Here is a 12,204-nt window from a genome sequence, read left to right as displayed (position 1 = left end):
ATGGGACGGGCGGACGGGAGGTCCGGTTCCGTCAGCCCAGGACCGGCAGGAGGCCCGACAGGTCGGCCCGCTCTCCGCTCGCGCTGACCTGTGCCGCTTCCAGGGCCTCGGCCCAGTCGACGCGACCGGTGGCCAGGCGGACCCAGGTGAGGGGGTCCGTCTCCACGACGTTGGGCGGGGTGCCACGGGTGTGCCGCGGGCCCTCCACGCACTGGACCACGGCGAAGGGCGGCACACGCACCTCGACCGCGCCGCCCGGGGCCTTCACGGCGAGCGCGTCGGCGAGCAGGCGCGTACAGGCGGCCAGGGCCTGCCGGTCGTACGGGATGTCCAGGCCTGTCGCCGCGTTCAGGTCGTCGGTGTGGACGATCAGCTCGACGGTGCGTGTGACGAGGAAGTCGGCGAGCGTCATGGCCCCGAACCGGGTCGGGACGAGCCGGTCGTCAGAGGCGCCCGCGACCCGCTCCTCGTAGAGCGCCGCCGTCCGCGCGTACAGCCCGGGCAGGTCGCCCGTGTCGATCGCCCGGGTGTCCTCGTCGATGGTCGCGGCCTGCGTGGCGGTCACGAAAGGCCAGTCCAGCAGCACGAGGTTCTGCTTCGCCGGCTCGGGCTCGCCCAGCTTCCGGGCGAGCGAGCCGACGGCCATGGTCAGGTGCGCCACCAGCTCCCGTACGGTCCACTCCCCCAGCCGGGTCGGCCCGTCCAGCTGCTGGGGCGTGAGCCCCGCCACCGCCTCCCGTACGTTCCGGATCTGCGCGAGGACGGCGGCCCGGGTCTTGGCGGAGTCGTAGCTGCGGGTGCGCTTCTTGGCCGGTGGCATGGGGGCGAGAGTAGTCGGAGACTTGGGAGAGAGGAGTGAGGGAGGGATTCCAGCACACCTACGCCTACGAGAGGGTCGAAGAAGCATGAGTATGCACCCCGACGCCGTCCTGGTCCGCAAGGGTTACGAGGCGTTCAGCAAGGGCGACATGGAGACCCTCGGCTCCCTCATGACCGGGGACTGCACCCAGTTCTCGCCCGGCCAGAGCCAGGTGTCCGGGCACCACAAGGGTCGGGACAACATCATCGACCACGAGCGCGAGCTGTTCGAGCTCAGCAACGGCACCATGCGGGTCGAACTCGAGGGCGTCTACCCGGACGGCCGCGGTCACGTCATGTCGGCGCACAAGTGGTTCGCCGAGCGCGGCGACCGCGGCATCGAGATGAAAGGCGGGATCTTCTTCACGATCGTCGGCGGGAAGATCACCGACATCGACGAGTGTGTCGAGGACATCGATCAGGCCGACGCCTTCTGGGGTCGGGCGGAGGAGTGAACGCGGACGGCCCCCGCCCGAGGGCGGGGGCCGTCCCACGTACCGAACCGGTCAGGCCAGCAGACCCGGGATCGTCGCCTCGTGCGCCGTACGCAGCTCGCTCAGCGCGATGCTGAACTCGCCCTGTACGTCGATCTCGTCGCCGTCCACGACACCGATCCGGGTCGCGGGCAGGCCCCGCGCGCCGCACATGTCGGTGAAGCGGAGTTCCTCGCTGCGCGGGACGGCGACGACCGCACGGCCGGCCGACTCGCTGAAGAGGAAGGTGAAGGCGTCGAGGCCGTCCGGGACAACCAGGCGCGCGCCCGTCCCGCCGCGCAGGCAGGACTCGACGACCGCCTGGACCAGACCGCCGTCGGACAGGTCGTGCGCCGCGTCGATCATGCCGTCGCGGGAGGCCGAGATCAGGATCTCGCCCAGCAGCTTCTCCCGGTCGAGATCCACGGCCGGCGGCAGACCGCCGAGGTGCTGGTGGATCACCTCGGACCAGGCCGAGCCGCCGAACTCCTCACGCGTGTCGCCGAGCAGGTAGAGGAGCTGGCCCTCTTCCGCGAAGGCGATCGGCGTGCGGCGGTTGACGTCGTCGATCACACCGAGCACGGCCACGACCGGCGTCGGGTGGATGGCGACCTCACCGGTCTGGTTGTACAGCGACACATTGCCGCCGGTGACCGGGGTGCCGAGCTGGAGGCAGCCGTCCGCGAGACCGCGGGTGGCCTCGGCGAACTGCCACATCACGGCCGGGTCCTCGGGCGAACCGAAGTTCAGGCAGTCCGAGATGGCGAGCGGCTTGGCGCCGGAGGCGGCGACATTGCGGTACGCCTCCGCCAGCGCGAGCTGCGCGCCCGTGTACGGGTCGAGCTTGGCGTAGCGGCCGTTGCCGTCGGTCGCCATGGCCACACCGAGGTTGGTCTCGGCGTCGATCCGGACCATGCCCGCGTCCTCGGGCTGCGCGAGGACGGTGTTGCCCTGCACGAACCGGTCGTACTGGTCCGTGATCCAGGACTTCGACGCCTGGTTCGGCGAGGAGACCAGCTTGAGGACCTGGTCCTTCAGCTCCGCACCGCTCTGCGGCCGGGGCAGCTTGTTCGCGTCGTCGGCCTGGAGCGCGTCCTGCCACTCCGGACGGGCGTACGGCCGGTGGTAGGTCGGACCCTCGTGGGCCACCGAACGCGGCGGTACGTCGACGATCTGCTCGCCGTGCCAGAAGATCTCCAGGCGCTCGCCCTCGGTCACCTCACCGATGACGACGGCGATGACGTCCCACTTCTCGCAGATCTCCAGGAAGCGGTCGACGTGCTCGGGCTCGACGATCGCGCACATGCGCTCCTGCGACTCGCTCATGAGGATCTCCTCGGGCGAGAGGGTCGCGTCGCGCAGGTGGACCCGGTCGAGCTCGACGCGCATGCCGCCGGAACCGGCGCTCGCGAGCTCGCTCGTCGCGCAGGAGAGTCCGGCGCCACCCAGGTCCTGGATGCCCGCGACCAGCTTCTCCTTGAAGATCTCCAGGGTGCACTCGATGAGGAGCTTCTCCTGGAAGGGGTCGCCGACCTGGACGGCGGGGCGCTTCGTCGGCTTGGTGTCGTCGAAGGTCTCCGAGGCGAGGACCGAGACGCCGCCGATGCCGTCGCCGCCGGTGCGGGCGCCGTAGAGGATCACCTTGTTGCCGGGGCCGGAGGCCTTGGCCAGGTGGATGTCCTCGTGCTTCATCACACCGATGCAGCCGGCGTTGACCAGCGGGTTGCCCTGGTAGCAGGAGTCGAAGACGACCTCGCCGCCGATGTTCGGCAGGCCCAGGCAGTTGCCGTAGCCGCCGATGCCGGCGACGACGCCGGGCAGGACGCGCTTGGTGTCGGGGTGGTCGGCCGCGCCGAAGCGCAGCGGGTCGACGACCGCGACCGGGCGGGCTCCCATGGCGAGGATGTCGCGGACGATGCCGCCGACGCCGGTGGCCGCGCCCTGGTAGGGCTCGATGTACGACGGGTGGTTGTGCGACTCGACCTTGAAGGTGACCGCGTACCCCTGGCCGACGTCGACGACGCCCGCGTTCTCGCCGATGCCGACGAGCATGGCGTCGTTGTCCGGGGTCTTCTCGCCGAACTGCTTCAGGTGGACCTTGCTGCTCTTGTACGAGCAGTGCTCGGACCACATGACGGAGTACATGGCGAGTTCGGCGCCGGTGGGACGGCGGCCGAGGATTTCACGGATGCGCGCGTACTCGTCCTCCTTGAGGCCGAGCTCCTTCCAGGGCTGCTCGACGTCAGGGGTCTCGGTGGCGTGCTTGACGGTGTCGAGGCTCATCAGACGTTGACCAGCTTCTTGAGGATCGAGGTGAAGAATCCGAGGCCGTCGGTACGGCCCGTACCCACCAGCGGCTCGACGGCGTGCTCCGGGTGCGGCATGAGGCCGACCACGTTGCCCGCGGCGTTGGTGATGCCCGCGATGTCACGGAGCGAGCCGTTGGGGTTCATGTCCAGGTAGCGGAAGGCGACCCGCCCCTCGGCCTCCAGCTCGTCGAGCACACGCTCGTCGGCGACGTACCGGCCGTCCATGTTCTTGAGCGGGACCTGGATCTCCTGGCCCTGCTCGTAGTCGGACGTCCAGGCGGTGTCCGCGTTCTCCACCCGCAGCTTCTGATCGCGGCAGATGAAGTGCAGGTGGTTGTTGCGCAGCATCGCGCCCGGCAGCAGATGGGCCTCGGTGAGGATCTGGAAGCCGTTGCAGATACCGAGGACGGGCATGCCCGCCTTCGCCTGTTCGATGATCGTCCCCATGACCGGCGAGAAGCGGGAGATGGCTCCGGCCCGCAGATAGTCGCCGTAGGAGAAGCCGCCGGCCAGGACCACGGCGTCGACCTGCTTGAGGTCCTTGTCGCGGTGCCAGAGCGAGACGGGCTCGGCGCCCGCCAGACGGACGGCGCGCAGCGCGTCCTGGTCGTCGAGCGTTCCGGGGAACGTGACGACGCCGATGCGTGTGGTCACGACTGGACCTCTGCGGGAACCTCGGACTCGGCCGTCTCGACCTTGACGACGAAGTCCTCGATCACGGTGTTGGCAAGGAAGGTTTCGGCCATCTCATGGATGCGGGCGAGGGCGGCGTCGTCGACCGGCCCCTCCACCTCCAGCTCGAAGCGCTTCCCCTGGCGGACGTCGGCGATCCCGGCGAAACCGAGGCGGGGCAGTGCACGCTGCACCGCCTGTCCCTGCGGGTCGAGGATCTCCGGCTTGAGCATGACGTCGACTACGACGCGTGCCACTGGCACTCCCGGTGGTGTGTTGCGTGGGCGGTTCCCTCAGCGTACCTGCCTCCAAATTCTACGCGGGTAGAAGTCTGGAGGACCCTACAAACGCCCCCAAAGATCCGCACGAAAAATTCAGGTGAAATATCGCGTCGCCCATTGCGGCGGGACACGCGGATGCAATGGGCTGGGCTTCACAATGCGACACCCACCGCTGTACAAAGGAATACAGAAGAAAGCAGCATTGCCCCGGGATAGCCGTAAAGACGGTATCGCCGCACGTCAGAGGCGCCATGCGCACCGACACGACACGGCGGACCGCACGAAAGGACCGATATCCGTGGCTCAGCGTGTAGTGGTCACTCTCTTCGACGACATCGACGGCGGAGAAGCGGCGGAAACGGTTGCGTTCGGCCTGGACGGGAAGATGTACGAGATCGACCTGAATCCCGCCAATGCAGAGAAACTGCGCAAGGCTCTGGCTCCGTACCTCGCCGCGGGCCGGAAGCAGACCGGCAGGGCCGCGGCCGGCCGGGCCGGCGGACCGGGCACGCCGACCGGCGGTTCGTACAAGCACACCACCCTCGCCCCCGACCCGGCGGCGGTCCGCGCCTGGGCGCAGTCCAACAAGATGGACGTGCCCGCCCGCGGCCGGATTCCGAAGCGGGTCTACGAGGCGTTCCGCGAGGCCAGTTGACCCCCCACCCTGACGGGGCACCAGGAAACCGAGTTGCACGACACCCCTGGTGATCGGCTAGAGTCTGGAGCACGCCGAGGGGCGAGGCCGCAGGGCCGGACTCACGCAGCGTGCGGGTGTAGTTCAGTAGTAGAACATCCCCCTTCCAGGGGGAAGGCGCAGTGTGCAATTCCTGTCACCCGCTCTGCATCGCATTACCGGTCGCTTTGGGGTATCCCCCAGCTCGAAGACGGAGTCGAGAGCTAGGGGAAGGATCAGGTAGAGTGGTGCTCGCACCGCCCGGTGAAAGCCGGTCGGGGGCAATGCGGACGTGGCTCAGTTGGTAGAGCATCACCTTGCCAAGGTGAGGGTCGCGAGTTCGAATCTCGTCGTCCGCTCAGAGATCGAAGGCCCCGGTTCTTGGAACCGGGGCCTTCGTCGTGTCCGCCTCCGCCCGCCTCTCCCTCCGGCTCTCCGTCCGTCCTGACATTTGTCATGAGCAGCGATGACAGCGCGCACTGCCGACCGCCCCCGTCCGGCGGAAAGCTGAAGTCATGACCAACGTGATCGAGGCCGAGGACCTCCGCCGGACCTACTCCGGCGGCTTCGAAGCCGTCCACGGGATCTCCCTCGCCGTCCCCCCGGGTGAGATCTTCGCCCTCCTCGGGACCAACGGGGCGGGCAAGACCTCCACCGTCGAGCTCCTGGAGGGCCTCGCCGCCCCCAGCGGCGGAACCGTCCGCGTCCTCGGCCACGACCCGTACCGGCAGCGGACCGCTGTCCGCCCCCGGATCGGGGTCATGCTCCAGGAGGGCGGCTTCCCCTCCGATCTCACGGTGACCGAAACCGTACGGATGTGGGCCGGCTGCACCAGCGGCGCACGGCCCACCGCCGAAGCCCTGGACATGGTCGGCCTCGGCGCCCGCGGCAAGGTGCGGATCAAGCAGCTCTCCGGCGGCGAGCGACGGCGCCTCGACCTCGCGCTCGCGCTCCTCGGCCGCCCCGAGGTCCTCTTCCTCGACGAACCGACCACGGGCCTGGACGCCGAGGGCCGGCGCGACACCTGGCAGCTGGTGCGGGCGCTGCGGGACAGCGGTACGACCGTGCTCCTGACCACGCACTACCTGGAGGAGGCCGAGTCCCTGGCCGACCGGCTCGCGATCATGCACCAGGGGCGGATCGTCCTCTCCGGCACCCCGGCGGAGGTCACCGCCGCCCGGCCCGCCCGCATCCGCTTCGTCCTCCCCGAGGACGTCCCGGCCGGGCACCTGCCGCTCGGGCTGCGCGCCGCCGCCGAGGGGCGCCGGGTGGAGATCCGTACGCGGGAACTGCAGGAGGCGCTCGGCGAACTGCTGGTGTGGGCGCGCGAGGCCGGCGTACGGCTGGAAGGGCTCGACGCCCGCTCTGCCTCGCTCGAGGAGGCGTTCCTGGAGATCGCCTCCCACGCCGACGCCGGTACCGCAGACTCCCGTACCGCCGACTCCCGTGACGCCGATCGGGTCACGACCGGCCTGGAAGGTGCCCGATGAACGCCACCGTCACCCGGCTCACCGCCCTCGGGCGGGCCGAGCTCACCCTCCTCGGGCGGAACAAGAACAACCTCTTCATCGCCCTGCTGATGCCCCTGCTGATGATCTTCGTGCTGCGCTCCTCGATCGCGCAGATGGGGACCGACGAACTGCCCAGGGGAGCCGCCGGAGCCACCCTCGTCGGCGGCACCGGGATGATCCTGACCCTCGTCGTCTACATGGGCCTGGTCTCCGCATACGTCGCCCGTCGCGAGGAACTGGTCCTCAAGCGACTGCGCACCGGCGAGGCGAGCGACCCGGAGATCCTCGCCGGCGCCGCGCTCCCCTCCGCCGCCATCGCGCTCGCCCAGTGCGCCGTCCTGGCCGTCGGCGGTGTCGCCGTCCTCGACGTACCCGCCCCCGAGCGGCCGGAGCTGCTGGCGCTCGGCCTCCTCGCCGGCATACCGCTGCTCGCCGGCCTGGCCGCCGTGACCACGGTCATCACCCGCAACGTCGAGAGCGCGGGCCTGACCACCCTGCCGTTCTTCCTCGTCTCCGCCATGGGCTCCGGGATGATGGTGCCCCGCGAGGTGCTGCCGGACGCCGTCGCCGACGTCTGCGAACTGCTGCCGCTCAGCGGGGTGATGGAGTTCGTCCGGGCCGGCTGGTTCGGCGCCGGCGCCGGTGACCTGCTCACCGCCGCCGTCACCACGCTGGCCTGGGGCGCGGTCACCGTGTTTGCTGTCCAGCGGTGGTTCCGCTGGGAACCGCGACGCTAGAAGGACGCTGGAAGAACGGGGGGCCGGGCGGGTGTCCAGACTGACCGGATGGTGGGTCGGCCGCAGCAACGCGGCCAAGGTCGAGCTGTACACACGGTGGACCTTCCACTTCTTCGCCCTGATCGAGATCGCCTCGATCGGCGGCGTACCGATCGCCCAGAGCGACCGCACCCCCCTCGGTCTGCCGCTGGGGCTCGCCCTCGCGCTGCTGGTCTGCGCCCACGCCGTCCTGACCGCCGTCCTCTCCTCCCGCGCCCTCGACTGGGCCCTCGACCGCCGCGAGCGGCCGGTCCGGCTCGCGGCGGCCCTGGTGGCCCTGACCGCGGTCGGCGCCCTGACCCTCATAGCGCTGCGCGCCACGGGGGTCCTCGCGGACGGGGCGATCGCCGCGAGCGTCGTCACCGGCACGGTCACCTTCAGCCTCGGCAGCCTGGTCCTGTGCATGAACCGGGTCCGGCACATGCTGTACGTGGCGCCGCTCGCCGCCTTCGCGACGGGTGGCGCCGTCGGGGCGATGGGCGTCGGGCTGGGCGAGGCCATCGGTTACACCGTGGGCATCCTGCTCGGCGGCGGCGGGCTCGTCGCCGCCTGCGGGTTCTCCGGCTGGCTGATGAAGATGGTCTGGGAGCTGGAACGGTCGAAGGAGCTGAAGGCACGCCTCGCCGTCGCCGAGGAGCGGCTGCGCTTCGGGCGCGACCTCCACGACGTCATGGGCCGCAACCTCTCGGTGATCGCGCTCAAGAGCGAACTCGCCGTCCAGCTCGCCCGGCGCGGACGCCCGGAGGCCGTGGACCAGATGATCGAGGTGCAGCGGATCGCCCAGGAGTCGCAGCGGGAGGTGCGGGACGTGGTGCGCGGCTACCGGGAGGCGGACCTGCGGGTCGAACTGGAGGGAGCGCGCGGTGTCCTGACCGCCGCCGGGATCACCTGCGCGATGGACTCGGCGGACGTGGAGCTGCCCTCCGAGGTGCGGTCCGCGCTGGGCTGGGTGGTCCGTGAGGCCACGACGAACGTACTGCGGCACGGCGACCCGTCGCGCTGCGTGATCTCCCTGCGGGGGAAGGACGGCGCGGTGCTGCTGACCGTGGAGAACGACGGCGTACGGGAGGTGCCGGGGCCCCGGGCCGGCGGCTCGGGCCTGGCCGGGCTGCGCGAACGGCTCTCGGCGGTGGCCGGGACCCTGGAGGCGGGACCGGCCGGCGGGGGCACGTTCCGGGTGACGGCCCGGGTGCCCCTCCCCGTACGGGGACGCGGTCGCGGGCTCATGGGCGCCGACGGACGCGGGCGCGACACCGGGGACGTACCCGTACCGGTCGAAGGGGAGGCGCTGTGACCGTACGCGTCCTGCTCGCCGACGACGAGCATCTGATCCGGGGCGCGCTCGCCGCCCTGCTCGGTCTGGAGGACGACCTCGTGGTCGTCGCCCAGGCCGCCACCGGCCCCGAGGCCCTCGCCATGGCCCGCGCCCACCGGCCCGATGTCGCGGTCCTCGATCTGGAGATGCCCGGCGCCGACGGTGTGAAGGTCGCCACATCCCTGCGCGAGGAGCTGCCGGACTGCCAAACCATGATCGTGACCGGTCACGGCCGCCCCGGACACCTCAAGCGGGCGCTCGCCGCCGGGGTGCGGGGCTTCGTTCCGAAGACCGTCAGCGCCCAGCGGCTGGCCGAGATCATCCGTACCGTCCACGCCGGAAACCGTTACGTGGACCCGGAGTTGGCGGCCGACGCGATCTCCGCCGGGGACTCTCCGCTGACCGCGCGGGAGGCCGAGGTCCTGGAGTTCGCGGCGGACGGGGCCCCGGTCGCGGAGATCGCCGAGCGCGCCTCGCTCTCGCCCGGGACCGTCCGGAACTACCTCTCCTCGGCCGCCACGAAGCTCGGCGCCGAGAACCGGCACACGGCGGTGCGTCTCGCGCGGGAGAAAGGTTGGGTATAGTGGGCTCCGCGCTACGGCGCATGCGGACGTGGCTCAGTTGGTAGAGCATCACCTTGCCAAGGTGAGGGTCGCGAGTTCGAATCTCGTCGTCCGCTCCACAGGAAGAAGCCCCCGGTCGATCCGACCGGGGGCTTCTTCGTGTTCCGGGCCTCAGTGCCAGGTGTGGCCGGTCAGCAGTTCGTACGCCTCCACGTACTTGGCGCGCGTCGCGTCCACGATCTCCTGGGGGAGCGCGGGCGGCGGCTGCTCGCTCTTGCGGTCCCAGCCGGAGGCCGGGGAGGTGAGCCAGTCGCGGACGAACTGCTTGTCGTACGAGGGCTGGGCGTGGCCCGGCTCCCAGCCGGCGGCCGGCCAGAAGCGCGAGGAGTCCGGGGTCAGCACCTCGTCGGCGATGACCAGCTTGTCGCCGTGCGGGGTGGACGCGAAGCCGAACTCGAACTTGGTGTCGGCCAGGATGATCCCGCGTTCGCGGGCGATGTCCCGGGCCCGGCTGTACACGGCGAGGGTCGCCTGGCGCAGCATGGCGGCGGTCTCCGCGCCGACCTGGTGCGCCACCTCCTCGTAGCTCACGTTCTCGTCGTGCTCGCCGACGGCGGCCTTGGTGGCGGGAGTGAAGATCGGGGCGGGCAGCTCGGAGCCGTCGCTCAGGCCCTCGGGGAGGGCGAGGCCGCAGACCGTACGGGACTCGTTGTACTCGACGAGGCCGGAACCGGTCAGATAGCCGCGGGCCACGCACTCGACGGGGACCATCCGGAGGGACTGGCAGACCAGGGTGCGGCCCGCCCAGTCGGCGGGGGCGCCGGCCGGCAGGTCGGTGGAGAGGACGTGGTTGGGGACCAGGTCGGTCAGCTGATCGAACCACCAGAGCGAGAGCTGGGTGAGGACCCGGCCCTTGTCGGGGATCTCGGTCGGCAGGACCCAGTCGTACGCGGACATGCGGTCGCTGGCCACCATGACGAGGTCGCCGGCCTCGTTCTGGTAGAGGTCACGCACCTTGCCCGTGTGGAGGTGGTTCAGGCCCGGGACCTGGACAGGCTCGGGCTTTTCTACGAATCCGGACACGGTTCCTCCGCGTAGGTTGATCCAGGAGCGATTCGATTCTCTCGCACCGGGACACGGGATCGGCGGCCGGGCCCGCCCCCTGCCTCTGATCCCTCCCTCATTCGGTCCCGCTTTCGCTCCGCGTCGAGTCCTGCTCTGGGTCCCGCGTTCAGCCCCGCGCGTTCAGTCCCGCGCGTTCGGTCCCGCGTTCAGTCCCGCGTTCAGTCCCGCTTGCAGATGCGGTCGAGGAGATTCGCCGTGGCGCGCTGGATACGCGGGTCGACATGGCCCGGCCGGTCCAGGGCCGGCGACCAGGCGAACGTGCCGGAGGCGAAGACCCAGGCACCGGACGGGGCCCGGTAGAGGGAGGTCTCCTGGTGGCGCAGGGCGCCCTCGCTGTCCTGATAGGGCGAGTGCGCCAGAAGGATCCGGCCCTCGTGCTCGGGCAGGGCGGTGCGCGGGAAGTAGCGGTCGGCCTCTCCGGCGACCAGGCCCGGGATCTCGTCGCCGTCGCCGGCGCCGGTCGCCTCCCAGAGCCAGTGGTCCGCGTTCCGTACGACCAGGGGGTGCGGCTCGGGCACCCTCCCCGCGTACTGGATGCCGAGCAACTGCTGCTCCGGGCGGTCGATCTCGCGCCACAGCGCGGGGCGGCCGGGGCCGCGTCGCTTGCGGCAGGTCAGGAGCCGGTCGGGGACGCCGGACGGGGAGGGGCCCAGCTCCACCTGCCAGTACATGGTGTTGGCGGAGAGGAAGACGAGCGACGTGCCCTGCTCGCGGGCCAGCTCCACCGTCCTGCGCATGGGGACGGACCAGTACTCGTCATGGCCGGGGAAGACCAGGCCGCGGTAGCGGGTGGGGTCGACGCGGCCCGCGTGCAGATCGCGGGTCTCGGCGTACGCGAGGTCGTAGCCGTACCGCTCGGCCCAGCGGATGAAGTCGTAGGCGTGGCCGACGTGCAGGGGCAGTCCGGCGCCGGCGTACGGGCGGTCGAAGGAGACGGTGATCGCCGCGTCCTCCTCGCCGAGGAGCCGGCCCTGCTCGTCCCAGGCGTGGTAGAGGCTGGCCCCGGTGCGGCCGTCCTCCGGGTAGAGGTTGTACGCCTGCCAGGTCACGTCCGGGAGGACGAGGAGGAGGTCGGCGGGGTGGTTGTCGCGGACGGTGAAGGGGATGTGGGAACGGTATCCGTCGGCCGTGGTCAGCACGGCGACGTACGCGCCGATCGCCCAGAGGGACGGGATCTGCAGCCGCCAGGACTGCCACCAGTGGTGACAGGAGACGGTCCGGTCGGCGGTGAGCGGGGCCGGCTGGACGATCCCGGAGAGACGCGGGCTCGTGGTGACCTTGGTGGCGCCCTCGCCGGCGTAATGACCGATCCGGTAGATGTCGACCGAGAACTGTTGCGGCGGGTCCACCGTGATGTGGAAATCGATCGCCTCGCCGGGAGCGACCGCCCCGCTGGACGTGAAGCCCTTGATCTGGCTGCTGACGTCGTCGGCCGTCCGAGGGCCGCCGCTGCCGCCGCGCGCCAGGGTGGCGTCGGCGTACCAGGGGACGACCTGACCGGTGTCGTCGAAATACTTCTCCGACCCGCGCAGCCAGGGCAGGGGGCCCTGTCCGAACGGGTCCGTGACGGCGTGGGCGAGCGCGCCCGATTCCCATCGCCTGATCTGCTCCGCCCCCATATCGCGCCCCTCCCTCGACTCCCCCGCGT

At 70.7% G+C, this 12,204-nt stretch carries 12 protein-coding genes and 3 tRNA genes; 9 read left to right on the top strand and 6 right to left on the bottom strand.

What is annotated here, in order from left to right; translation table 11 throughout:
• Positions 1-31: 31 nt before the first annotated feature.
• Positions 32-820 carry a sterol carrier family protein gene (locus ABZY12_RS06040; protein ID WP_356887588.1) on the bottom strand — a complete coding sequence of 263 codons (789 nt, stop codon included), beginning with the start codon at positions 818-820 and terminating at the stop codon, positions 32-34.
• 85 nt (positions 821-905) lie between these two features.
• On the opposite strand from ABZY12_RS06040, the gene ABZY12_RS06035 reads away from it, so the two are divergent.
• Positions 906-1,313: a nuclear transport factor 2 family protein gene (locus ABZY12_RS06035; protein WP_356887586.1), complete on the top strand. Its 408-nt coding sequence runs from the start codon at positions 906-908 to the stop codon at positions 1,311-1,313.
• Between the two features lie 51 nt (positions 1,314-1,364).
• Here the strand turns inward: ABZY12_RS06035 and purL are convergent, their stop codons facing one another.
• From purL to purS, 3 genes are read right to left on the bottom strand one after another with little or no spacing between them, the layout of a single operon-like run.
• The gene (purL, locus tag ABZY12_RS06030) at positions 1,365-3,614 is read right to left on the bottom strand and encodes a phosphoribosylformylglycinamidine synthase subunit PurL (protein ID WP_356887584.1); all 2,250 of its coding nucleotides are present in this window, start codon (positions 3,612-3,614) and stop codon (positions 1,365-1,367) included.
• Entirely contained in the window at positions 3,614-4,294 is a 681-nt protein-coding gene (gene purQ / locus ABZY12_RS06025) for a phosphoribosylformylglycinamidine synthase subunit PurQ (RefSeq protein ID WP_356887582.1), read from the bottom strand. Before purQ ends, purL begins: the two co-directional genes overlap by 1 nt.
• Positions 4,291-4,569, bottom strand: a complete 279-nt coding sequence (purS, locus tag ABZY12_RS06020; protein WP_356887580.1) for a phosphoribosylformylglycinamidine synthase subunit PurS — start codon at positions 4,567-4,569, stop codon at positions 4,291-4,293. Before purS ends, purQ begins: the two co-directional genes overlap by 4 nt.
• Before the next feature lie 322 nt (positions 4,570-4,891).
• On the opposite strand from purS, the gene ABZY12_RS06015 reads away from it, so the two are divergent.
• The 8 genes from ABZY12_RS06015 to ABZY12_RS05980 all read left to right on the top strand — a co-directional run bounded on the left by ABZY12_RS06015 (position 4,892) and on the right by ABZY12_RS05980 (position 9,550).
• Positions 4,892-5,248, top strand: a complete 357-nt coding sequence (locus ABZY12_RS06015; RefSeq protein WP_356887578.1) for an Lsr2 family protein — start codon at positions 4,892-4,894, stop codon at positions 5,246-5,248.
• Positions 5,249-5,360: 112 nt separating this feature from the next.
• A tRNA-Gly gene (locus ABZY12_RS06010) sits at positions 5,361-5,432 on the top strand.
• Between the two features lie 120 nt (positions 5,433-5,552).
• Positions 5,553-5,625 (top strand) — tRNA-Gly (locus ABZY12_RS06005).
• Positions 5,626-5,781: 156 nt separating this feature from the next.
• Positions 5,782-6,756, top strand: a complete 975-nt coding sequence (locus tag ABZY12_RS06000) for an ABC transporter ATP-binding protein (protein ID WP_356887576.1) — start codon at positions 5,782-5,784, stop codon at positions 6,754-6,756.
• Complete coding sequence (locus ABZY12_RS05995) at positions 6,753-7,514, top strand: ABC transporter permease (protein WP_356887574.1); 762 nt, start codon at positions 6,753-6,755, stop codon at positions 7,512-7,514. Before ABZY12_RS06000 ends, ABZY12_RS05995 begins: the two co-directional genes overlap by 4 nt.
• 31 nt (positions 7,515-7,545) lie before the next feature.
• The gene (locus tag ABZY12_RS05990) at positions 7,546-8,847 is read left to right on the top strand and encodes a histidine kinase (RefSeq protein ID WP_356887572.1); all 1,302 of its coding nucleotides are present in this window, start codon (positions 7,546-7,548) and stop codon (positions 8,845-8,847) included.
• Positions 8,844-9,452: a response regulator transcription factor gene (locus tag ABZY12_RS05985; RefSeq protein WP_356887570.1), complete on the top strand. Its 609-nt coding sequence runs from the start codon at positions 8,844-8,846 to the stop codon at positions 9,450-9,452. The genes ABZY12_RS05990 and ABZY12_RS05985 overlap by 4 nt, the downstream gene beginning before the upstream one ends.
• A gap of 22 nt (positions 9,453-9,474) precedes the next feature.
• Positions 9,475-9,550 (top strand) — tRNA-Gly (locus ABZY12_RS05980).
• Between the two features lie 52 nt (positions 9,551-9,602).
• Here ABZY12_RS05980 and ABZY12_RS05975 read toward each other — a convergent pair.
• Together ABZY12_RS05975 and ABZY12_RS05970 are read right to left on the bottom strand one after the other, a co-directional pair.
• The gene (locus tag ABZY12_RS05975; RefSeq protein WP_356887568.1) at positions 9,603-10,514 is read right to left on the bottom strand and encodes a phosphoribosylaminoimidazolesuccinocarboxamide synthase; all 912 of its coding nucleotides are present in this window, start codon (positions 10,512-10,514) and stop codon (positions 9,603-9,605) included.
• A 200-nt stretch (positions 10,515-10,714) separates the two neighbouring features.
• Entirely contained in the window at positions 10,715-12,175 is a 1,461-nt protein-coding gene (locus ABZY12_RS05970) for a N,N-dimethylformamidase beta subunit family domain-containing protein (RefSeq protein ID WP_356887566.1), read from the bottom strand.
• Positions 12,176-12,204: the final 29 nt, after the last annotated feature.

The organism is Streptomyces sp. NPDC006551 (assembly GCF_040611675.1).
Classification (GTDB): Bacteria; Actinomycetota; Actinomycetes; order Streptomycetales; family Streptomycetaceae; genus Streptomyces.
This window is presented reverse-complemented; position numbering and strand designations above follow the sequence as displayed.

Excerpts from the sequence above, each read along its gene's own strand:
- purL (WP_356887584.1), bottom strand. The coding sequence starts at position 3,614 with ATGAGCCTCGACACCGTCAAGCACGCCACCGAGACCCCTGACGTCGAG.
- ABZY12_RS06035 (WP_356887586.1), top strand. The coding sequence starts at position 906 with ATGAGTATGCACCCCGACGCCGTCCTGGTCCGCAAGGGTTACGAGGCG.
- ABZY12_RS06000 (WP_356887576.1), top strand. The coding sequence starts at position 5,782 with ATGACCAACGTGATCGAGGCCGAGGACCTCCGCCGGACCTACTCCGGC.
- ABZY12_RS05970 (WP_356887566.1), bottom strand. The coding sequence starts at position 12,175 with ATGGGGGCGGAGCAGATCAGGCGATGGGAATCGGGCGCGCTCGCCCAC.
- ABZY12_RS06040 (WP_356887588.1), bottom strand. The coding sequence starts at position 820 with ATGCCACCGGCCAAGAAGCGCACCCGCAGCTACGACTCCGCCAAGACC.
- ABZY12_RS05995 (WP_356887574.1), top strand. The coding sequence starts at position 6,753 with ATGAACGCCACCGTCACCCGGCTCACCGCCCTCGGGCGGGCCGAGCTC.